We start from the raw sequence: 21,651 nt of genomic DNA, 5'->3' as shown, positions 1-21,651 counted from the left end.
ACTTCTTCGCCGTACCGCCGCCAGCTTCCGCCAACACCATCGTGATCGCCGCCGTCAGCGTCGTCTTGCCGTGGTCAACGTGACCAATCGTGCCAATGTTCGCGTGAGGCTTGGTGCGCTCAAACTTTTCCTTCGCCATCGTCTTTTCCTCTTGAACGCCGATCTAATCGCGAAGATGGGCATATCGACGTGGATGTAGATGAATATGCCCGGATACGGACGTATCCGAGCGACCGGCGCGGGATAGCGTCGGTTTCCGCCAAACGCAAGGGGCAAGCGCGGACAGTACCAGTTGTTATCAAGGCTTCCGCCTGCCCAGACCCCTCAGGCAGGCACAATATCCAGGGCGATCGTCAGTCTGGGATCCTCGCCCGAAAACGGGATGGTTCCGTGCCACATATAGGAGGGAAAGAGCACGATGGTGCCCGGCTGCGGCCGCACGGCGTGTTCGAAACCAAGCTCTGGATCGGTCGCGATGCCCGGTTCTCCGAACTTTATCCAGCCCTGTTTTCCTTCCGCGCCGACCGCTGCGGGCAGTTCGATGTAGCATGCCGAGGACAGCCAGCCGCGCGGATGGACATGATCGGCATGAAATCCGCCCGGTTTGAGCCAGACGGACCAGATACCGTCCAGGCGCCAGCGCCCCGTATTGCGGCGGCGCAGCGGATCCCCGCCGGTTCCGATTTCGGCAAGATGCCGCTCGACCGGCCCGCGAAGCGCCTCGGAGAAGGCCCTGATCGGCGGCAGATCGACCTGCAGCACATCGGCCAGCTGGCTGCCCTGGCGGACCGATTGGCCAAATGGATGGGTCTGGTAGGGGTGCACCGATTTCAACGCTGCCGCCAGATCCGCGACGTAAGCTTCAAGCGAAGCCCACCCGGCGGGTGTGTCGAGACGGTGGACCTTCACCATGCTCGAATAGTCATAGAGCGCGCGGTGCCGGTCATCGCCCAGCATGCGCCAGGCCGTCGATTGCAGCGCGATGGCATGCTGGTCGTCAGGCGCCGAGCGATGCAGCATGTCGGCCAGGGTGGCGGCCTCGGCGGCCCGGCCGGCCGCCAGGCAGGCATAGGCCTGCGCCTCCACAGGCGCGCGATCGTTCGGCGCCAGGCTGCGCGCATGCGCGGCATGGGTCAGGGCCAGATCCGTCTGACCCGACTGGGTCGCCACATTGACCGCCGGTATCAGCAGGCCCAGATCGTTCGGCCACTGTTTCAGCGCATCGGCAAAACAGGCATAGGCGGCGGCCGGCCCCCTCGTGAACTCCAGAATGCGCGCCCTGATGAAACGCAGGCCCGGCGCCTGCGGATTCGCAGCCACAGCGGCATCGATCCGGGTCAGCGCCACGTCGGCATCGCCGCTCTGCATCCAGATCAGCTGCGCCCATTCGAACTGGGCATCGAGCAGCAGGGGATTGCGCGCGAGCACCGCCTGAAAAGCCTCGCGCGCCTCGTCATGACGAAACTGAGCCTGCAGCGCCCGCGCCAGCACCAGCCAGCTCTCCGGCGCGTCCAATCCCTTCTGCATGGCTTTTCGGATGTGGGTTTCGGCGTCACGCGCCCGGCCCGCATCGCCGAGCGCTCCGGCCAGGTTGTGCTCGGCCACGGCGCTGGACGGATAGGTTTCCGTGGCCTGGCGATAGACTGCGACGGCATCGTCGAGCCGCCCCTGGGCCTTGAGCTGGTTGGCGCGGTCGGTCAGGGATTTCAGGCTCTCGGTCACGGGACGATCCGCCAGTCTGGAAAACTGCCTGCGAAACAAGCACATCCCCGAGCCTCGCGGCAAGCGTCAGGCACTGCGGCGAATGGCGCATGCTGCAGACGCGGAAACCGGGGCCACCGGCGGCGCCTGCCGGGAAAAGCCGTGTTGGCGCTTATTCTGGAAGGATGGAGCGGGTAGCGGGAATCGAACCCGCATCCTCAGCTTGGAAGGCTGCTGCACTACCATTGTGCTATACCCGCATCAGGGCGCCGGTGTTTACCGGGAAGCGCGGCAAAGGTCGAGAGGGCATTTGGATGCCGGTGCAGTGCGCGCTGGACGCAAGGATGGTGGAGGGGGCTGGATTCGAACCAGCGTACGCAATGCGGGCAGATTTACAGTCTGCTGCCTTTAACCACTCGGCCACCCCTCCACAGGGTGTTTCGCGACCGGGATCTAGCCGGTGCGGTCCGCTCCTGCAACGAAGGGTCTCAGCTTCCGTCCAGCCGTGCTATGGCAGGCAAAAACCGGGGCACCCCCGAAACAGGAGCGCGGACTATAGTGACGAAGAACCCCAGGCGCAACAGCCCGAAACGGCCCGATTACAGCCGCCGCTCCAGGCCTTCCGGCGCAGGGGAAACGGGCTGGATCTGGGGCCGCCACGCGGTGCTGGCGGCGCTGTCGAATCCGCGCCGGGAAATCCTCCGGATACGGGTCACCCGCAATGCCGCGCGCGACCTGCCCGACGGTAGCGCGGCCGAGATCGTCGAACCCCAGGCCATCGATCACGACCTGCCCGCCGGCGCGGTGCATCAGGGATTTGCCGTACAGGTCAGGGCCCTGGCGCCCGAACCGGTAAGCGCGGTGACCGATCCGACGCATGGCGCGCTGCTGGTGCTGGACCAGATCACCGATCCGCACAATGTCGGCGCCATCCTGCGTTCGGCAGCGGCGTTCGGGGTGCGTGCGGCGGTCATGCAGGACCGCAAGGCCCCGCCCCTCTTCGGCACGGTGTGCAAGAGCGCGGTGGGCGCGGCGGAACGCGTGGCACATGTGCGTGTGGTCAATATTGCCAATACCTTGGCCGATTTCCGCAAGGCCGGCCGCTTCGTCCTGGGCCTGGCCGGCGAGGCCGAAGTCGGCATCGCGCAGGCGCTGGCGGGGCCGGATGGCCAGGGGCTGGGCCCCGGCGTGGTGCTGGTAATGGGGTCGGAGGACAAGGGCCTGCGGCCGCGCGTGGCCGAGGCCTGCGACCGGCTGGTCCGCATTCCGATGACCGGCGCGGTGGAAAGCCTCAATGTTTCCAACGCGGCCGCCATCGCGCTCTACGAAGCGGCGAAGTGGCGCCCGGCCGGAAGCCGGGCACCGGATTGATCTCAGTCGGCACCGCCGACGCGCAGCACCGAGCGGCCATTGCGGCGCCAGTCGATCGCGCCTTCCACGGCCTCGATATCCACGTCACCGCCGCCGGATTCGCGAATCGTCACATCGATCGCCGTACCGCCGAAGGAAATGTCGCCCGAGCCGTTTATGTAGGCCTCGAAGGGCTGGGCCCGCCCGCCTGCGATCCGGATATCGCCCGAACCGGCGATCGAGGCGCGAAAGGCACCGTCGATATTGTCCACGCGCACATCGCCCGATCCGGAAACGCCGACATCCAGGCTGGCAATGCCGGCCAGCTCGATATCGCCGGACCCGTTGATGTCGATCTCGGTCGCACCGGCCACATCGCCGCCATCGACATCGCCCGAACCATTGACGCTGATGGTGACATTGCCCGCGATATCGCCCACGGAAATATCGCCCGAGCCATTGATTCTGAAGCGGGAATTGCCACCGATATCGCGCGTGATCACATCGCCCGACCCGTTGATGTTCAGCTCGGCATCGCGGGCGATGGCCCCCGCCTCGAACCGGCCGCAGGAATTCATCGACAGGTCGATCGAGCCGAGATCGCCGGATTCGCCGACGAAGGCGCTGTCGCCCATCGCGAGGTCGAGCCCGGCCGGCGCGGTGATGACCAGCAGCGGGTAATCCTCGATCGGGCGCGAATTCATCCACCGGCCGATACGCATTTCTCCGTTATTTGTCCGGCAGTTGAGATTGCGCACACGCTGTCCGCCATCGATGACGACACCGCCGCTCGTGGCACTGGCGACCGGGTCCTCCGCGGCATCGCCGGGATTGCGGATCTCGACGCGGATGTCCGGACCGCCGGTGCGTATCTCGACACGGCCGATGAAATTCTCGATCTGCACCTGCCGGCCGGAAAAGCCCCGGCTTTCCTGGGCGTTGGCCGTCATGGCCAGGGCGCCGATTCCCATCAGGGTCGCGGTGGCGCCGGCTATAATCTTGGGTGTCATGGATATCCCTCCAAACAAAGCTGTCCCTCCCATGATGCCGCGCGGGCATGGATTGGATGCAGTTTATCCCAAGGACAGGCCTGCCGCGTACTGACGGTGCGATGACGTCCTCGTAATGTCGAAACCGCATGCACAACTGGCCAACAAGCCCTCAATAAGGCACCAATAAGACCCCCATACCGGTGCAAGACCGGTGCAGAACCTCGGCGCAGGGGGATTGCAGGCATGACACAGGAGCATCGCGGCGGCTGCCGCTGCGGCGCGGTGCGCTATCGCTGCACCGGCGAGCCCGAATTTGTCGCCAACTGCCATTGCGAAGACTGCCGGCGCTCCACCGGCGCGGCGTTTTCGACCTGGGTGGCGTGGTCGGACAGCCAGGTCGAGATCGTCGCCGGCACGCCGGCCGTGCATGCCAGTTCGGAAGGGGTGCAGCGCGGCTTCTGCCGGACCTGCGGCACCCCCCTCTCCTATCTCGGGGCGAAATGGGCCGGAGAGACCCATTTCCTGATCGGCACCTATGACCGGCCCGGCGCCTTCACCCCCCACGGCGACGCCTTCACGGCCGAGGCGCTGGCCTGGGCGAAACCGAAGCGCGAGAGCTGACGCCCTAACCCGGCCAGAGCTCGAAGACGAGCGTGGCGATGGGGGTGCCGATGGCATAGCCCAGCACCCCGACCAGCACGCCGGGCGTGACCAGGTCCTTCCAGCCTTTCGCGGCCGCCAGGGCCGGCGCCGTGGTGGCGCCGAGAATGGCGGCGTTCGACGCGGTGATGAGTTCGGGCAGCGACAGGCGCATGACCGAACCGGCACCGAACACGACAACCGCATGGATCGCCAGCATGACGCCGATCAGCAGCATCAGCACCGGCGCCTGCTGCAGCAGCGACATCACATCGGCCCCCGCGGCGATCATGGCGAAGAAGACGAAGGAGAGGCCGATACCGATCTCGTAGCCGCCGCGCATCCGCCCCATCGTCTTTGGAAAGGCGGTGGCGGGGATGAGGGCGAGCACCGAGATGATGGCGAATTTCCACTTGCGCCCGGCATCCTCCCAGAAGGCGTCCAGCTGATCGGCGATCAGCGTGCCCACGGCCACCACGATCAGCGCATAGGCCGCCGACAGGGCCAGCGAGGCCGCCGAGACCGGATCCTCCTCCACCCCCTCGATATCGCCATGGGTGTGGTCGATCTGCACATAGCGCCGCGCCAGCCAGGCCCAGCCGGGCATGATCGCCAAAAGCGCCAAGAAGAAGCCGGAATACAGATTGTCCACCGCCGTCATCGCCGAGGCGAAGGACGGATCGGCCTCGCCCAACCCGGTCGCGCCGAGCAGCGCGCCGTAATTCACCGACCCGCCGATATAGGTGGCCGTGAACGAGCCCACCGCCGCGGCCTGGCGCGTGCCCAGATCGGCCGCCGCCGCGCCGGCCTCATAGTCGCCGATATCGATGAGGGCGAAGGCCGCCACGGCCCCCGCGACCGTCCCCGCCGCCGCCAGCAGGAACGCCCCGGCCATCCGCGTCGTCTCGAAGAAGATCTTCTTCAGGTCCGCCTTCATCAGAAAGAGCGGGATCAGCACCGGCACGAAATAGGTCCAGACGAAGTCATAGGCCGGCGCCGAGGAGGGAATGAGCCCGACATTCGACGCCAGGATAGCAATGAAGATCGCCGACACCGCCCCGGTGACCAGCGCCCCGATCCGCGTCTTCTCCAGCAGGAAACCTGCCCCCGCAATGGCAAACAGCGCGGCCATCACCGCAAGATGGTTGTCGGCCGGAATCAAGGACATGTGCTCCCCCCTGCTGGATTCGCCGGCAGGTTAGAGACGGGGGGCTGGACTGGCAATTCGGCAGGTGGGGAAGGCCTGCTTCCCGGATCTCCCGGTCAGGCGCAGGAGGGGACGTAGGCAACCCGAGTTTCAAGCACTCTATCTGCCTACCCCGCTCCTCGACCACGTCGCATTAGCGCCACATAGGCTCGCTTCTGCTCCACTAGCATGATGCAGAATTGCAGGGTCGGAGACCGCCAGTTTGTGTATCGCCAGCGAAGATAAGAGACGATGCATATGCTGATCAACTGAATTGGAACCCAAGCAGACAATAGGAACAGCTCCGCGCGGTCAAAAATTATTTTACCATCTTTAATGTCTTCGTATATATCTAGTGATATTGCGGCGAGAACTAGGAAATACACAAATATTGTAACGCTCATTACGCGGCGCCATTTTATGAATCGTCTGAACTCCAAAAGCGTAAACCGAATACCCATCAATTGCTGATACGTGTCATCGTTAGAAAAAAGCTTATTAAGCGCCTTACCCCACTCCTGTGATATATTTACAAAGTGAATAATGGTTATCGCAAACACAAATCCACCTAGGACCAACGCCGCTAATACAAGATATACAAACGGGCCAATGCTTATCTCTCCATTTTGCGAGAACACCCCATGGATGTTTTCGGAAACGCGTGGGATGAAATAAAGGGCAACTAGGCCAGCCAATAGGTACAGCCCGATCATTCCTTTCCGCCAATGGTCGTCAGATGATTTACCCGACTCAAGAACACTCGCCTCCACGAAATCCTCGTGATCTGAATTCACGTTAGCGAAATATGGAATTACGCACCGACCATCATCGGTCTCGACGAGCGACCCTCGTCCCTTGACTCCCTCAAACCGCCGCTCCCGAATTGCGTGGGCACGCTTGTTGAAGATCCAAGCCCAGAGACCGAAAGGCATTGCACTCTCCCCTTCTGACGGACCAGCACTACGAGTTCAGGTCGCCGCCTCGCCGTGTTCGCATGAGTGCTCACTATCTATGCAAACGGCTGCACATTACACTTCGAGCAATTTTGGGTATTTTTTAGACTGCCTGTTGACCATTTACAGGCAGAACTGGTGCACTTCGACTTTCTTTTGGCCGACTTGGCATCAATCCTCGAATCGCTTCATCGTCCCTGTTACGCCAGCCAAGAACAAGGGTACCAAAATCCATCCGCTAACGATGAGTGCCCACCTGATTATTTCTAACCAGCCATTCTCGAACCGTTTCCGGAAGAACATTTCGTACGAGTTGGACAGAGCGGCCGAATGGTGGACCTGAAGGTATTGTGTCCAGTGTGATGGGTTAGTTTGCTTCGCGCACTCCGCCGAAACGCTTGACGGCCCCCAGTCCCTTTCGTGGTATTGATCGATTATCGGAATGTACGAGTCCACAACGTAGTAAAGGGCGTTCAATTCGCGATAACCGGCTGGCGTTTGGCAGTCATCTTGAGACCAATACTCGGAGCTAACTAGCACCTCGCCATTTTGCGGTGCCATCCAACCCTCCTGCGCCGCAATGCTGAAAACGAAATACGCCGGCGCCAAGAGAAAAACAGAGATGATCAGCGCGTGGAACGGCTTATGGCCATGGCCAACCGTGACGCCGAGGAACAAGTTCATAAGTTTCTGAACCGGATTCAAGGAATCGCTCTTGCGCAACTCGACTTGTTTCTTAATTGAGACGAATCGCGCGTCTTCCTTGTAACCCATCTTATCCAGCACATTGATGAGCTGGACCCACGGCTGGGGCCGAAAGCTTGTCACCAAGTGTCCGGTCTTTTGACCCTGCAGCCATCGAACGCGGCTTTTCCATGCCGTGCTGCAGTTACCTAGACGCGAGTAGATGAAGCCGTCCAGCTCAAGGCAACCAGGAGGCGGACCAGCGATGTACTCCGATCTCGAATTCGCGTTCCCGTCACAGAACAGTTCACAGGCGGCATGGGAAAGAATCAGGGCGCCGTCGATCATCGTCCGCTCAGCCGAAGCAGCGTCGTCAAGGTAAAGTCCCTCATCAATTTCCGCAGATTGGAAATTGAGCGCGACGCAGGGCACGGGAGTATCCCTTGAACGAAGGCGCCACGGCAGCAGGCCGCGATTGTGGGACGGGCGGAGGTCGTTTCCCGTGCCGCCGCGGAAAGTGCCGCCGCCGCAACGTACGTCCGATCGCACCTTGGCTCGGACGATGTTAACCTCACCGCTGGATTTGAACCCCTCGCCGATCATCACAGAGGCGTCCACGCGAACACCGTCTAAATGCAAGGCAATGCGCCGGCCCTTGTCCCCTTCGACGGTGCGGGCAGCCCTAAACGTCCCACCCCGACAATCGAGGCGACCGCCGATGGACGACCGGACGAAGCTGACCTTGCCCCGCGCCTCGAACTGTCGAAGGTCGCTGGACGTCAACAGGACGGACCCGCCTATCTCACTCGTCTCAGCCCGCAGAGCATAGCCATGGGTGTGTGACCAAGGTCCGGCGGGGGCGTCGTCCGATCCGGGTGCGCGATCCGATCCGATAAGCATTCCGCAGCAGGACATCTCCCCCTCCACGATCGCATTGTGAAGATCGACGCATTCGTCGCAGTTTGCTCTATCAAGGTACAAGTTGCCTTGGATGTGGCTCCGACGCGCATCAATCCTCTGAAATGAGCAACCGAGAAAACCGAGAGATTTTGCGTGGGCATCGCGAATGGAAATCACGCCGGGCAGATCTGCGCGCCCATCAGCGGCGGGTTGCACAAATGCGCAATCATCGAACCACAGCTTCGAGCACACGCGGACACCTTCAAGGTCCAGAGCTGCCGCGTCCGGCCGGTCGGCAACCACGGTTGCGCCGTAGATCTCGAGTCCTTTAGGGTTGACCGGGGTTAGCGGAACCACTCGCAGCGCCTCGTCAATGTCCGAGACTAAATCACGAATGACAGATGATCGTATCCGATTGGACTCACCTTCAACTGCACTCCAAGCCCGCCCGGTTCGTGCGCACGCAACCAAGCGCTCCTCCGCTTGCGACAATGCTTCTTCGACATCCGACCTAGCCATTACTCCTCCCCCGGGCGCAAGCTGCGTGCACTCCAGTCAGGCGCCATGTTCAGCACGTTAACCGTGTTTTTTGCTCAATTCCAATGTGAATTTTTAGTTTCATACGACTGTGCCTGAACGGACCATTTGACGCATGACGAATTGTTAACTGTGCACCATCCCGTAAAACCAGGTTTCGGTGAGATCGCTCGGTAGCGTCCCCGCCCGGGATTATGCGCGTATCCGATCGCCTGCATCTCAAGCCCAACGGTTCGGCATTTTTGGAGCTAAACAAGACCGGAGGCCGTATCGAATCTGCCGTAGTCGCACTTGCAATTACGCTTTAAAGTCGCGAACGGCAGGGAAATTAAATGACCGGGGAAAACAAGCAATCCAAGAAGCGACGTAGCCCGTTTGTCACCATGTTCGGGGTATTAGGCATCCTGATGGCAATCGCGGCGCTGATTTCGCTTATCCAGCGTTGGACGGGAATAGAAATCACAATTGAAGTCGCTGCTGATGCGATCGACCTTTATCGCGAAATGATGGCGCAATTCAAATGGGCGATGTTCGACTGGTGGACGCCGGTCAAGCTTCCGTTCGGATTGGCGATATCGATGCCTATGTGGGGAATGGATCTACTCGCGGTTTGGGTTTTGTCGGTGACGGCGATGATCCGAAGCCATTCAGTTTTCGAGAGGCCTGATACGGGAATTTTAGTTTCTATGGTGGTGTTGGGGCCCCTCGGGCTTGTGCTTGATCTCATCACCAGCGCCGACTATTTCCGGGACTCTTTGTACGATGTGATGCACGCTGACATCCATGACGGAAAAGCGATGAATTACCGCAATGAAGTCAATTCGTATCAGAAGATCAGGGCGAACATCAAAGAATCGCATAGATTTTTGAGAATTATTGAGGGGTGGTTCCAAGCTTTTACACCGTTCATCGCGGTCGCAGTATTCTTCATTTGGAATGCGATACAGCTTTAGCCTGATTGTCGGTGCTCCAAGGTGGGGATCGCTAAACGCTGGGCTGGCATCGAAAAATCGGACGGGGTGCTAGGGCCTTACCCCACTGGATTGCGGAGCGCCACGTGTCGCGATTTTCCCAAATCCGAATTGATGGCTCCCGTTACATTGCGACCCATCGCCAATGTCCGCATTCGGGATCAAGCAGCCATTCCACGCACCTCCGCGCGCAGCCCCACCCCTACTCCACCTCACTCCCCAGCAGGTCCAGCGCCACGGCTGTCATCGCTTCGGTCGCCTGGACGATGGTCGTTTCCGGGTCGTCGGGGGCGAAGAAGGGGGAGTGGTTGGAGGGCGGGGTCTGGCCGCGTTCGATATAGCTGTCCAGCGCCTCCTGCGTGGTGCCGCCGACCCAGAACATGAAGGTGGGGATATTGTGTTCGGTGCGGTGGTACTGGGAATAGTCCTCGCCGCCCATCACCGGATCGGCCTCGACCACATGGCTCGCGCCGAAGCGTTCGCGCATGGCGGCGACGGCGCGGCTGGCCAGCTCGGGATTGTTGTAGAGCGAGGGCGTGTAGGTCTCCTCGATCTCGATGCGCGGATATTCCTCCTCGGTCAGGCCGTAGGCTTCGGCCTGGGCATTGGCGATGCGTTCGATGCCCTCGAGCAGGTGTTCGCGCGTTTCGTCGGAATAGGAGCGCACGGTGAGCTGGAGGTGGGCCTCGTCGGAGATGATGTTGTGCTTGGTGCCGGCATTGAAGGCGCCCACCGTGACCACGCCGGGTTCGAGCGGGGAGAGCTCGCGCGAGACGAGCGATTGCAGGTTCACCACGATCTGGGAGGCCAGGTAGACCGGATCCTTGGTGGTGTGCGGATAGGCGCCGTGGCCGCCGCGGCCGCGGACATAAAGGTCGACACTGTCGACATTGGCCATGGCATAACCCGGCGCATAGGTGATCGTGCCGGCCGGGATGGCCGAGAAGGTGTGGAAAGCGATATTGTAGTCGGGCAGCGGAAAGCGTTCGTAGAGCCCGTCCTCCAGCATCGCCACGGCGCCCTCGCCCAGCTCTTCCGCCGGCTGGCCGATCAGGACCAGCGTGCCGGACCATTCGTCCGTGCGCTCGACCAGCTGGCGTGCCGCACCGACCAGGCCGGTCATGTGGGTGTCGTGGGCGCAGGCGTGCATGACCGGGTTCTCCACCCCGCGATGGTCCACATCGGTGTCGGTGGACGCATAGGGCAGGCCGGTCTGTTCGCGCACCGGCAGGCCGTCCATGTCGGCGCGCAGCATCACGGTCGGGCCGGCCCCGTTTTCCATCACCGCGACCACGCCCGTACCGCCGACGCCCTCGGTGACGTCAAAGCCCAGCGCGCGCAGCTCCGCGGCCAGGCGCGCGGCGGTCTCGTGTTCCTGGTGGGAGAGTTCGGGATGGGCATGGAAGTGCCGGTAGAGGCTTTCCAGATGGGCCTCGTAATCGCTCTCGATGGCCCGGCGCAGCGCATCCCCGCCCCCGGCATCCTGGGCGGCCAGGGCCGGCTGGACGGCCAGGGCCAGGCCCAGAGCGGTGGTGACGGCCAGCAGGTGATGTTTCATGTCGTGCTTCCCCTTGTCTCTCGTTGCGGCCATTCGAGCGGGTGCGCGCGGCCGCGTCAATCGTCCGCAAACAAGTGTTCGTACCGCGCCGCCACATGGGCCAGGTCGATCTCGTTGAGGAAGGTCGAATAGGCCAGGTAGGAGAGCAGGTAGCGCAAGTCGCGTGCCCAGGGCGGCATGATGGCCGGTTCGCTAATCAGGCCGGCCTCGCGCAATTGCTTCATGGCCCCGAGATCGGCCAGGTCCATCTTGCCGGCGAAGAGCAGCCGGATCAGGCCCGGATCGCCGGCGCGCACGGCGGTGCGCAGATAGTTGTGCACTTCCAGCAGGCCGCCCAGATAGACCGAATCCTTGGTGAAGGGCGCCCCGCCGCCCACCAGCCCGCCCCGCACGACGCGGCGCGCGCTCTCGAAGGCCTCGATCGGCCGGTCCGGCGCGTTGCGCTCGCGGAAGAAGCGGTAGAGCTCGAGGAAGTCCGCCCCGTTCGCCGCCATGTCGATGGCGATCACCCGGTCGGCCAGGCGCCGGAAGCGGCGCGGATCGAGGGCGCCGGAGATGAATTCGGCGAAAACGGCCAGCCCTTCCTGGGTGCGCGCATTCCCCGGATGGCTCTCCGCCAGGATCGGGAAACGGGCCTGTTGCAGCCCGTTCCGGCTGGTGGCGATGTGGATATAGGCCTCGTGATGGAGCAATTGGGTGACATCGAGATCGGAAAAGACCGCGTCCGCCCGCAGCTTGATATAATCGCGCCCGGCAGCCGCCTTGGCCGAGACGTCCAGCGTCACCTCCACGCGCGGCGCCTGGCCGGCGAAGACGGCGGGCAGTTCCGCGTCCAGCCGGGCCTTGAGATCCCGCGCCGAGAGCTGTTCGGGCGGTTCCAGGCGCACCGCGGCGCCCTCGAAATCCGCGAGCACATCGTCCAGCCGCCGCGCCAGGTCCAGCGCAGTGCGCCGGCCATCGGCAATCGGGCTGGCGGGATCGCCGTAGAGGCGGCGCGAATAGGTGTGAAACCCGGCCGTGCCGGTGGCGGCCAGCAGGCGCGCCGTGTCGGCCATGGTCTCGGTGAGACGCAGGAGCCAGGCATGGACCGGGCTGTCGCCATCGATCAGCCGCCGCGCCTCGGCGACGCGCTCGAGCGAGGGTTCCGGATCGATGCGGGGATAGTCGGGCCTGGGCAATTCCCGTTCGCCGGCGGCGAAGAAAGCGTCGGCATGGCGGCGCTCCCAGGCGATGGTACGCAGCACCGGCAGCCGGTCCTCGGCCTCCAGCAACAGCCGGCCCGCCCGTTCCAGGCGCTCGATCTCGGCGGGAAAGAGATCGGCGGCCATGGCGTCTAGACGCCCTTCGCCCCGAAATGGGCGATATCGCCCTCGGCATCCAGCCGCGTGCCGGCGAGACGGGGCGATATGAGGTCCGGGAACTGGTGGATGCGGCCCCAGAGCCGCTCCTTCATCGCCCGGGGATAGGCCCTGAAGCGCCGCGCCGCATGGCCGATGGCCAGGATGCCGGCATTGAGCACCCAGGGATCGTCCGACGCCGCAGCGAAGTCCAGCGGCGCCCGGAGCGCATCCAGCGTCCTGCAATCCATGGCAATCGTGACGATGTCGAGCGGGGCGTAGGCCCGCGGCGTGCCGGTCATGCGTCCGGCTCCGCCCCGCCGAAGCGCTGCGTCCATTCGGCCACCTGGTCGTCCTCGATCTTGGCGAAGAGAACCGGCGGCGGGGTGATGGCGTGGCCGTGCGGCAGCGCATCGAGCAGACCGGCAATGTCGCCGAACTGCCAGGAGCGCCGGTCTTGCGGCACGCCCATCGCATCGAGGATCCGGCCCGCCGCTTCGGGGATGAAGGGCTGGGCGAGAATGCCGAACAGGGCCACCAGGTTGAGCCCGGTGCGCACGCCCACGGCGGCGGCATCGACATCGGACTTGTATTTCACCCAGGGTTCGGCCCGGGTGAGATATTCATTGCCCGCCGCCCATACCGCACGCACTTCGGCGGCGGCCTTGCGGAACTCCATCGCCTCCATGTGGGCGACGATGGCGGGCAGGCGCTGGCCCAGCTCGTCGGCAATCCAGGCCTCAGCCTCGCCCGGCTCGCCGGCGGCCGGCACCCGGCCGTCGAATTTCGAGGCGGTGTACCGGGTGATCCGGTTGACGAAATTGCCCAGCACATTGGCCAGGTCGGAATTGATCAGCGACTGGAAATGCTCCCAGGTGAAGGCCGAATCCGCCCCTTCCGGCGCGTTCGCCGTGAGATACCAGCGCCAGTAGTCGCCCGGCAGCAGGTCCAGCGCCTGGTCCATGAAGACGCCGCGCTGTTCGGAGGTGGAGAATTTGCCGCCATACCAGGTCAGCCAGTTGAAGGCCTTGAGCTTGTCGACCGTCTTCCAGGGTTCCTCCGACCCCAGGATCGTGGCCGGGAAGGAGACGGTGTGGAAGGCGACATTGTCCTTGCCCATGAATTGCACATAGGTGACGTCGCCGGCGCCCTTGTCGGTGCGCCACCAGCTCTCCCAGTCGCGGCTGCCCGCCCCGCCATTGGCCTCGGCCCATTCCACGGTGGCGCCGATATAGCCGATGGGCGCATCGAACCAGACATAGAAGACCTTGTTCTCGAAGCCTTCGCGCGGCTGGCCGTCCCGGGTCACCGGCACGCCCCATTTCAGGTCCCGGGTGATGGAGCGGTCGCGCAGCCCCTCGTCCAGCCATTTGTACGCGATCGACTTGGCCAGGCTGGGCCATTCCGTCGCCGCATCGACCCAGGCCCGGATCTGCGGCTCCACCTTCGTCTGCAGCAGGTGGAGATGCTTGGTCTCGCGCACTTCGAGATTCTTCGAGCCGGAAATCTTCGAATACGGCTCTTTCAGATCGGTGGGTTCGAGAAGGCGTCCGCAATTGTCGCACTGATCGCCGCGCGCGCGCTCGAAATCGCAATGCGGACAGGTGCCCTCGACATAGCGGTCGGGCAGGAAACGGTCGTCGTCGATGGAGAAGACCTGGTGTTCCAGGCGCTCCTCGATCAGCCCCTTCTCCTCCAGCACGTGCGCGAAATGCTGGGTCAGCACGATATTGGGCTCGTTGGAGGTGCGGCCGAAATAATCATAGCTCAGGGCGAAACCGTCGCCGGCGCGCTTTTGGATCTCGTGCTGCTCGTCGCAATAGGCGCGCACATCCATGTCCGCCGCGGCGGCGGCCAGCTCGGCCGGCGTGCCGTGTTCGTCGGTGGCACAGATATAAAGCACGTCATGGCCCATCGCCCGCTGGAAGCGGGCATAGACATCGGCGGGAAGCATCGAACCGGCCAGATTCCCCAAATGCTTGACACCATTGATGTAGGGCAGAGCGCTGGTGATCAGTATGCGGGCCATTTCGATCTTCTTCTCTTGCGCGGATTTCCGGGTAAGGTGTTCGCGTGAAAGGCGAGTCCCGGGGGACTCGCCCCGAGGGCGTGACACATACAAGCCCTTCAATGGGGAGGAAACATCAAATGCCGCGAATTCTGGGTTTGAACATCCTGGCGACGCTGGTGGCTGCCATCGTGCTCTATCTCGCCGGCTTCATCTTCTACGGCCTGCTCTTTGCCGATCTCTGGATCGGCCTGTGGGGCTTCACCGAAGCCGAACTGGCTGCCGCGGAAAGTGCCGCCGGCCCGTCCATGGCAATCGGCTTTGCCCTGTCGGTGGCGATGGCCGCCTTCCTGGGCCTGGCGCTCAAGGCCCTCAATGCCGACGATCTGGGCAGCGCCCTGAAATGGGCGGTCTTCCTGTGCGTGGGCTTTTGCGTGACGACCATGGCCTACGACACCGTCTACGCCCAGCAGCATATCCTGCTTCTGGTGCTGGATTCGGCCCATCTGCTGACGGGATTCCTGGCCATGGCGGCGGTGTTCACCTTTATGGACAAGGTCGCCGTCAAGGACTGACGGCCCGGCGCGCAGGGCAGGACAGCACGCATTGCACCAAACCCTTGTCCCGCCCTCCGCCGCCGCGTATCAGAGCGGGCCTGAGAGTGCCGGCTTAGCTCAGCTGGTAGAGCATCTGATTTGTAATCAGAGGGTCGGGGGTTCGAGTCCCTCAGCCGGCACCATTTTTCCGTTTGTCCGGCCCGGTCCCGGGCCGCGCCTCTGCCGGGCCCGGCAATCCCTCGACCAGGCAGTCGAGGAAGAGCCTCAGCTTGCGCGAGCTTTCGCGATGTCCCGGATAGACGCCGAACAGGTTGTGCCCCTCACCCGACCAGTCGGGCAGCACGCGGACCAGCGCGCCCGCCTCCCGGGCCTCCTCGGCATAGAGCAGCGGGATGAAGGCGATGCCGGCTCCGGCGATGGCCGCGTCGCGCAGGGCAAGGGAGTTGTTGGCGCGGAAATTTCCCTGCACGGACACGCTCTTTGATGAACGGCCTGCACGCAGCGACCACGTCGTGGGTGCGGCCGCCATGGTGAAGATCAGGCAGTTGTGGTCCGCCAGGCCGGACGGGCTGGCGGGTACGCCCCGCCGCTCCAGATAGGCCGGGGACGCCAGCAGGCCGCGCTCGATCGTCATGAGCTTGCGGGCGCGCAGGCTGGAATCCTGCAGCCCGCCGCCGCGTATCGCCAGGTCGAACCGTTCGCCGACCAGATCGACATAGCGGTCGCTGAATTCCGTCTGGATATCGATCCGGGGATGGCGGGCCGAAAATGTCGCGATCAGCCCGGACAGTCTGAGCAGCCCCATGGACATGGGCGCACTGATCCGCAGCCGCCCGCGGGGTTCGACGCCGGAGGACCGGGCCGTCTCGTCCGCTTCGGCCAGCTCGTCCAGCAGCCGGGTGATCCTGTCGTAATAGTCACGGCCGGTATCGGTCAGGCTGAGGGAGCGGGTTGTCCTGGCGATGAGGGGCGCGCCGAGATCCGCTTCAAGGTCCTTGATGATCTTGCTGACGGCGGCATTGGAATAGCCCAGATCCCGCGCCGCGGCACCGAAACCGTTGAGCTCGATCACGCGCCGGAAGACCGACAGGGCGACAAACCGGTCCATTATTTCCTCTCACTGAACAGTCCATCAATTTTTTGCACAATTATCATTCCATACTGGAAGGAACAAGTTGGCAGCACCAAGCTTTCAGGAGGCTGCCATGCCCTATTCCAGAACCGCCACTGCAATCGCCCTCGCCCTGTTTCTCGGCACGATGCCGCCGGCCGCGGACGCACAGACCGTAGGAACCAGCCCCTGGGGGCCCGACGATGAAATCGGCCGTCTCAACCTGATGACCGATGAAAGCCGGGCGGACGTGCTGGCCCGCATCGACGGCCACACGGTCTACGATCTCTCGGTAGACTATTTCATCGGCATGCCCAGCTGGCAGGCCGCCGGCGATCCCCATTACCGCATATGGATGACCCACACGCCGCGCGGCACGGTGATCGACGACCCGCTCGGCCTGGGTGCGGACATGAACGAACATGTCAGCTACACCGGCAGTGCCGTGTCGATGTACACGCATTCCGGCACCCATATCGATACGCTCGCGCATTTCGGCCTGGACGGCGAAATCTGGAACGGGTTCAGCGCCGACGATCATCTCGGCGACCGCGGCTGGACGGTGGCAGGCGCAGAAGCGCTGCCGCCGATCGTCGCACGCGGTGTTCTGATCGACCTGCCGGCCGCATTGGGCGTGGAGATGCTCGCCGACAATTACCGCATCACCGCCGGCGACCTGCGCGACGCACTCGACCGCCAGGATGTCGCGCTGCGCGAGGGCGATGTGGTCCTTATCCGGACCGGGCGCATGCAGGTCTATGAGGATGCCCAGGCCTATATGAGCCATCCGCCGGGCCTTGGAATGGAGGCGGCGCGCTTCCTGATCGAGGAGTCCGGCGCCATGGTTGTCGGGGCGGACAATCTCAGCTTCGAGGCCTTCCCCTCGGAAATCGAGACGAATTACGTCCCGGTCCACACCTATCTCCTCGCCGAACAGGGCGCGCCCATCCTCGAGCTTGTCTATCTGGAGGAACTCGCGCGCGACAGCATCTACGCGTTTGCCTTCATCGGGGGCGGGCTGAGGCTTCGCGGCGCCGACGCCGCGCCCATGCGGCCCATCGCGCTGCCATTGCGTCCGGCGGGGGAGTGAGCCATGCGCCATCCCCTCACCCGTCTGCAGACGCTCGCCCTGACCGCACTGGCACCGGTCATCTGGGGCACGACCTATCTTGTCACGAGTGAAATGCTGCCGGAGGGCTATCCGCTGACGATCGCGATGCTCCGCGCGCTGCCGGCCGGACTGTTGCTGCTGCTGGTCGTGCGCAAGCTGCCGCCGCGGGAAAAGCTGGTCGACATTTTCATTCTCGGCGGGCTGAATTTCGCGGCGTTCTGGACCTTTCTCTTCATCGCGGCCTATCGCCTGCCCGGCGGGGTGGCCGCCACTATGGGCGCAACACAGGCCCTGCTGGTGATCTTCATCGCCCGTGCGGTGCTGGCCACACCGGTGCGCCGCGACGCGCTGCTGGCCGGGATGCTGGGCGTGGCGGGCGTCGCCCTGGTCGCCCTCACCGCCGCAGCCCGGCTGGACATGATCGGGATCGGCGCCGCCCTCGCGGGCGCCGCCTCCATGGCGGCCGGCACGGTCTACAGCCGCAAACTGCGCGGCGACACGCCGCTGCTGACATTCACCGCCTGGCAGCTTGCTGCTGGCGGATTGCTGCTTCTGCCGGCCGCCCTGGTGTTCGAGCCGGGATTGCCGGCCATGGATGCCACAAGTCTCGCCGGTCTTGCCTGGCTGGGCCTGATCGGCGCGGCACTGACCTATGTGCTGTGGTTCCGCGGCGTTCAGAAGATCGACCCGGCCGCCGTGTCGGTGCTGGGCTTTCTCAGCCCGCTGACCGCCGTGCTGCTCGGCTGGCTGGTGCTCGGCCAGGATCTCACCGCACTGCAGACCGCCGGCGCGCTGCTGGTAGTGGCGAGCATCCTGTTCGCCCAGTTCAACCCGATCCGGAAACGCCGCAGGGCTCCGGCGAGGAACCGGCTCTGAGTGAGGGCTGGCGGCAACCCGCCCGGAAATTGTCCGGGCTTGAGCCGGTGCCGCAGCGAATGCCGAAGTCAGGGCCGCCCTGGCAAACAAACCTCAAGGGGCATCCCGCCCGTTCTTTCAGTCCACGACCGCGTGGCGCACCAGACGTCCTGCGGGTACCCGGGTGCGGAAGCGCGCCTCGTTGTAGGCGAGGCCCGCATCGACGTCCCAGCAACCGGCCGAGACGGTGAACCGGTAGGACCGGCCCGGCGGAACGGTTACGCCGGCCGGCAGACGATTGAGCCCGTAGCTGGCTGCCGAACAGTCCGAGATCAGGATCGCGCTCAGGGTCCGGCTCGACCGGTTGACGATTTCCAGCGTTCCGGTCGGCTCACCGGGCCGGACCAACGGACCGCCGGTGACCAGCGACGCGCAGGCCGCAAGGCCCGCCGCCAGAGCCATGACAGTCCCGGCTCGCACAAATCCGCGCATGGCATCTATCCCCCATTTTTTTAATCCGTGCCCGCCGTCACGCACCGGGCTTTCCTCTGGCGCAGTCGCCGAAATTATGGAGGACTAGGCCCGTCAGCCATCCCCCGTTCCGGGGAGCCGGTTTCTCGGCGTGCCGGTCTATGAACTGGGTCGCTGGCGTACAGGGGGGCACCAGACAGGATGAATATGCGACAGACCCGTCTGCCTCCGAATACGCGGTTGGTGCTCGTCTTGTTTGTCAGCCTGGCCGCCAGTGCCGCGGTGACCTGGACCGCCCTGCGCCCCGCCGAAGCGGACCAGCCCTTCCGCTCGATTGCAGAGCTGGGGCATGTTTTCTGGATCCAGATCGCCGTCGGCTTCGGCGCATTGTCGATCTCCGGCTGGGTGTGGGCCCTGCGGCCCCGCGACACGGCGACACGCCTGTTCGCGCTCAGCGGACTGGCGACGATGGCCTTCACCTATGCGCCGGTCCCGTGGCGCTTCGGGATCGCTCCGCTGAGCGACGATGTCGTGACGGCCCTGTCCATGACCAATTCGATCGGCGCGTCGGGTTTCGGCATCGCCATGATCGCGCTCTTCCTGATCTATCCCGGCCGGCTGCCGGCCCGCCGCATCCTGGCGATCGGTTCCAGTCTCGTCTTCGGTCTGTGGACTCTGCTGGCCCTCGCCGGTGTACCGCGAGGCGGCCTTACCAATGTCCACACCATCACCGTGCTGGAAATGCTGGCCATCTGCCTGGCGGCCGGCGCACAGATGATTGTCACCGGCCGAGACCCCCGGGCCCGGGCCGTCGCGGTCTGGTTCGGACTGGCCGTACTGTTCGGGGCGGGCGGCTTCATCACCATGACGGCGATTCCGGCGATGCTGGGCCATGAGCCCATTATCGAGGCCCATTACTCGTTCGCTTTCTTCCTCCTGATCTATATCGGCGTGGCAGCGGGGCTGCGCCGCTACCGCTTGTTCGACCTGGGCGATTGGGCCTTCCGCCTCCTGTTCTATGCAGCCGGCGCGCTCATCCTGCTAGCGGTGGACGGGGTGCTGATCTCTGTCGTCTCGGTCGAGCCGGGCCCTGCATTCGCCCTGGCCCTGCTTGCGGTTGCTTTCGTCTACCTGCCGCTTCGCGATATCGCCGCGCAGCGCATATTGCCGCGGCCGGGGCTCCGGGAGGACGAGCTTTTCCGAGCCGTCGTGGACATCGCCTTCGGCGCCTCGGACCGGACGCGCAACCAGCGCTGGCGCACCTTGCTGGACCGCCTCTTCGAGCCGCTGGAGATTGTCGAGGACGGGCTGTTCGACGGCGAACCGGAAATTCGCCAGGACGGTGTCGAGATGCGGCTGCCGGCGCTGACCGGACACCCCGGTCTGATGCTGCGCTATCCCTGGCGCGGCCGGGCTCTGTTTTCACCAAGGCATCTTGAAACGGCACGCCGTCTGATCGAGCTGATGGCACACGCCGAAAAGAGCCGTCGGGCCTATGATCTGGGCGTTGCCGAAGAGCGCAGCCGCATCGCCCGCGACATGCATGACAATATCGGCGCCCAATTGCTCTGCGCGCTGCATTCGGGAGACCGGGACCGCAAGGACCTGATGATTCGCGAGACGCTGACCGACCTGCGTGACATCATCAACAACGCCGCAACCCCGGGCATAGACCTTGACGAAACCCTCGCCGAACTGCGCGTGGAGACGGCGGAACGCCTTTCCGCGGTGGGAATCGGTCTGGACTGGTCGAACCAGATCGGCCAGGCACCCGACCTGTCCACCCCGGCCACCCACGGGCTCCGGTCGATCATCCGAGAGGCCGTCTCGAACGTGATGCGCCATTCCGGCGCCAGCCGGCTGTCTCTCGCGCTGAGGCGGGCCGGAGGCATGGCTGCGCTCGAAATCAGCGACAACGGACACGGCTTCGATCCCGCGTCGGTGACGTCAGGCAACGGCCTGTCCAACATGCAGAGCCGGACTGCCGGACTTGGCGGACAGCTGGAATATGAAAGCTCGGCGGCGGGCACACGGATCCGCGTCAGCTTTCCGCTCGAGACACCGCCGGGAGGGCAGAGATGAAACGAATTCTGATCGTGGAAGACGTCGCCCAGACACGCCGCTGGCTCGCGGATATCGCAAATGACGCCTTCCCCGGCTGCCGGATCGACGAGGCGGCCAGCATGCGCGCAGGCCTCGCCGCGGCGGCACAGGCGGATTGCGACCTGGCACTGATCGATCTGGGCCTGCCGGACGGGTCGGGCCTGGAAGTCCTGCGCAGCCTGAAACTCGTTTGCCCCGGAGCGATCCCGATCGTCACCACGGTGATGGGCGACGACGTACACATTGTCGCCGCGCTCTCTGCCGGCGCTCAAGGCTATCTTCTGAAGGAGAATCCGGCCGACCTGCTCACTGCCCAGCTGAAGCGGCTGGCCGATGGCATTCCGGCGCTCTCGCCCTCCATCGCCCGGCGCATCATGGAGCATTTCCGCTACACCGGTCCGGCCGCCGATCCCGACGAGGACCTGACGGCACGCGAACGGGAAGTGCTGGGCCTCATCGGGCGCGGCCTGCGTAATGTGGACGTGGCCGCCGGTCTCGATCTCGCCGAGAGCACGGTGGCCAGCCACATCAAGTCGATCTACCGCAAGCTGGGCATTTCCTCGCGCGCCGAAGCGTCCTGGCATGCGACGCGGATGGGTCTGACCGCCGAGGGGCGGGAATAGGCCT

At 64.0% G+C, this 21,651-nt stretch carries 20 protein-coding genes and 3 tRNA genes; 9 read left to right on the top strand and 14 right to left on the bottom strand.

Annotated features, from left to right (window positions below; translation table 11 throughout):
* From Q1U94_RS04515 to Q1U94_RS04500, 4 genes are all read right to left on the bottom strand, one after another.
* Window positions 1-139: GTP-binding protein (locus Q1U94_RS04515; protein WP_300542306.1), on the bottom strand; the 139-nt coding region annotated here is incomplete at its 3' end.
* Window positions 140-324: 185 nt separating this feature from the next.
* The gene (locus Q1U94_RS04510; RefSeq protein ID WP_300542304.1) at window positions 325-1,722 is read right to left on the bottom strand and encodes a putative 2OG-Fe(II) oxygenase; all 1,398 of its coding nucleotides are present in this window, start codon (window positions 1,720-1,722) and stop codon (window positions 325-327) included.
* A gap of 165 nt (window positions 1,723-1,887) precedes the next feature.
* Window positions 1,888-1,961: transfer RNA gene (locus Q1U94_RS04505), tRNA-Gly, on the bottom strand.
* An 85-nt stretch (window positions 1,962-2,046) separates the two neighbouring features.
* A tRNA-Tyr gene (locus Q1U94_RS04500) sits at window positions 2,047-2,131 on the bottom strand.
* 128 nt (window positions 2,132-2,259) lie between these two features.
* On the opposite strand from Q1U94_RS04500, the gene rlmB reads away from it, so the two are divergent.
* Window positions 2,260-3,072 (top strand): 23S rRNA (guanosine(2251)-2'-O)-methyltransferase RlmB, encoded by an 813-nt coding sequence (rlmB, locus tag Q1U94_RS04495; RefSeq protein ID WP_300542303.1) that lies wholly within the window; start codon window positions 2,260-2,262, stop codon window positions 3,070-3,072.
* A gap of 2 nt (window positions 3,073-3,074) precedes the next feature.
* On the opposite strand, the gene Q1U94_RS04490 is transcribed toward rlmB, so the two are convergent.
* Complete coding sequence (locus Q1U94_RS04490) at window positions 3,075-4,061, bottom strand: DUF2807 domain-containing protein (RefSeq protein ID WP_300542302.1); 987 nt, start codon at window positions 4,059-4,061, stop codon at window positions 3,075-3,077.
* A gap of 225 nt (window positions 4,062-4,286) precedes the next feature.
* Between Q1U94_RS04490 and Q1U94_RS04485 the strand changes: the two genes are divergently transcribed.
* Window positions 4,287-4,664 (top strand): GFA family protein, encoded by a 378-nt coding sequence (locus tag Q1U94_RS04485; RefSeq protein ID WP_300542301.1) that lies wholly within the window; start codon window positions 4,287-4,289, stop codon window positions 4,662-4,664.
* 4 nt (window positions 4,665-4,668) lie between these two features.
* On the opposite strand, the gene Q1U94_RS04480 is transcribed toward Q1U94_RS04485, so the two are convergent.
* The 3 genes from Q1U94_RS04480 to Q1U94_RS04470 all read right to left on the bottom strand — a co-directional run bounded on the left by Q1U94_RS04480 (window position 4,669) and on the right by Q1U94_RS04470 (window position 8,924).
* Window positions 4,669-5,850 (bottom strand): DUF819 family protein, encoded by a 1,182-nt coding sequence (locus Q1U94_RS04480; protein ID WP_300542300.1) that lies wholly within the window; start codon window positions 5,848-5,850, stop codon window positions 4,669-4,671.
* A gap of 146 nt (window positions 5,851-5,996) precedes the next feature.
* The gene (locus Q1U94_RS04475; protein WP_300542299.1) at window positions 5,997-6,800 is read right to left on the bottom strand and encodes a hypothetical protein; all 804 of its coding nucleotides are present in this window, start codon (window positions 6,798-6,800) and stop codon (window positions 5,997-5,999) included.
* A gap of 192 nt (window positions 6,801-6,992) precedes the next feature.
* On the bottom strand, window positions 6,993-8,924 hold the full coding sequence (locus Q1U94_RS04470) for a hypothetical protein (RefSeq protein ID WP_300542298.1): 1,932 nt from the start codon (window positions 8,922-8,924) through the stop codon (window positions 6,993-6,995).
* 350 nt (window positions 8,925-9,274) lie between these two features.
* On the opposite strand from Q1U94_RS04470, the gene Q1U94_RS04465 reads away from it, so the two are divergent.
* The gene (locus tag Q1U94_RS04465) at window positions 9,275-9,895 is read left to right on the top strand and encodes a hypothetical protein (RefSeq protein WP_300542297.1); all 621 of its coding nucleotides are present in this window, start codon (window positions 9,275-9,277) and stop codon (window positions 9,893-9,895) included.
* A gap of 220 nt (window positions 9,896-10,115) precedes the next feature.
* On the opposite strand, the gene Q1U94_RS04460 is transcribed toward Q1U94_RS04465, so the two are convergent.
* The 4 genes from Q1U94_RS04460 to metG are packed head-to-tail and all read right to left on the bottom strand — an operon-like array spanning window position 10,116 to window position 14,837.
* Window positions 10,116-11,471 carry an amidohydrolase gene (locus Q1U94_RS04460; RefSeq protein ID WP_300542296.1) on the bottom strand — a complete coding sequence of 452 codons (1,356 nt, stop codon included), beginning with the start codon at window positions 11,469-11,471 and terminating at the stop codon, window positions 10,116-10,118.
* Window positions 11,472-11,527: 56 nt separating this feature from the next.
* Window positions 11,528-12,799, bottom strand: a complete 1,272-nt coding sequence (locus Q1U94_RS04455) for a flavohemoglobin expression-modulating QEGLA motif protein (protein ID WP_300542295.1) — start codon at window positions 12,797-12,799, stop codon at window positions 11,528-11,530.
* A 5-nt stretch (window positions 12,800-12,804) separates the two neighbouring features.
* On the bottom strand, window positions 12,805-13,110 hold the full coding sequence (locus Q1U94_RS04450) for a hypothetical protein (protein WP_300542294.1): 306 nt from the start codon (window positions 13,108-13,110) through the stop codon (window positions 12,805-12,807).
* Window positions 13,107-14,837 carry a methionine--tRNA ligase gene (gene metG, locus Q1U94_RS04445; RefSeq protein WP_300542293.1) on the bottom strand — a complete coding sequence of 577 codons (1,731 nt, stop codon included), beginning with the start codon at window positions 14,835-14,837 and terminating at the stop codon, window positions 13,107-13,109. Before metG ends, Q1U94_RS04450 begins: the two co-directional genes overlap by 4 nt.
* Before the next feature lie 119 nt (window positions 14,838-14,956).
* Between metG and Q1U94_RS04440 the strand changes: the two genes are divergently transcribed.
* Both Q1U94_RS04440 and Q1U94_RS04435 read left to right on the top strand, forming a co-directional pair.
* Entirely contained in the window at window positions 14,957-15,391 is a 435-nt protein-coding gene (locus tag Q1U94_RS04440; RefSeq protein ID WP_300542292.1) for a DUF1761 domain-containing protein, read from the top strand.
* An 88-nt stretch (window positions 15,392-15,479) separates the two neighbouring features.
* Window positions 15,480-15,555: transfer RNA gene (locus Q1U94_RS04435), tRNA-Thr, on the top strand.
* Here the strand turns inward: Q1U94_RS04435 and Q1U94_RS04430 are convergent.
* The gene (locus Q1U94_RS04430) at window positions 15,543-16,481 is read right to left on the bottom strand and encodes a LysR family transcriptional regulator (RefSeq protein ID WP_300542291.1); all 939 of its coding nucleotides are present in this window, start codon (window positions 16,479-16,481) and stop codon (window positions 15,543-15,545) included. The genes Q1U94_RS04435 and Q1U94_RS04430 overlap by 13 nt on opposite strands.
* A 151-nt stretch (window positions 16,482-16,632) precedes the next feature.
* Between Q1U94_RS04430 and Q1U94_RS04425 the strand changes: the two genes are divergently transcribed.
* On the top strand, window positions 16,633-17,574 hold the full coding sequence (locus Q1U94_RS04425; RefSeq protein WP_366917255.1) for a cyclase family protein: 942 nt from the start codon (window positions 16,633-16,635) through the stop codon (window positions 17,572-17,574).
* A gap of 3 nt (window positions 17,575-17,577) precedes the next feature.
* Entirely contained in the window at window positions 17,578-18,471 is an 894-nt protein-coding gene (locus Q1U94_RS04420; RefSeq protein WP_300542289.1) for an EamA family transporter, read from the top strand.
* 117 nt (window positions 18,472-18,588) lie between these two features.
* Here the strand turns inward: Q1U94_RS04420 and Q1U94_RS04415 are convergent, their stop codons facing one another.
* Window positions 18,589-18,942: a hypothetical protein gene (locus Q1U94_RS04415; protein ID WP_300542288.1), complete on the bottom strand. Its 354-nt coding sequence runs from the start codon at window positions 18,940-18,942 to the stop codon at window positions 18,589-18,591.
* Window positions 18,943-19,128: 186 nt separating this feature from the next.
* Between Q1U94_RS04415 and Q1U94_RS04410 the strand changes: the two genes are divergently transcribed.
* Window positions 19,129-21,003 (top strand): ATP-binding protein, encoded by a 1,875-nt coding sequence (locus tag Q1U94_RS04410; protein ID WP_300542287.1) that lies wholly within the window; start codon window positions 19,129-19,131, stop codon window positions 21,001-21,003.
* Window positions 21,000-21,647, top strand: coding sequence for a response regulator transcription factor (locus tag Q1U94_RS04405; protein ID WP_300542286.1), 648 nt, complete (start codon window positions 21,000-21,002; stop codon window positions 21,645-21,647). Before Q1U94_RS04410 ends, Q1U94_RS04405 begins: the two co-directional genes overlap by 4 nt.
* Window positions 21,648-21,651: the final 4 nt, after the last annotated feature.

Source organism: Maricaulis sp. (genome assembly GCF_030149515.1).
In the GTDB taxonomy this organism is placed as follows: domain Bacteria; phylum Pseudomonadota; class Alphaproteobacteria; order Caulobacterales; family Maricaulaceae; genus Maricaulis.
The sequence above is the reverse complement of the archived record's forward strand: the minus strand, read 5'-3'. Positions and strand labels throughout refer to the sequence as shown.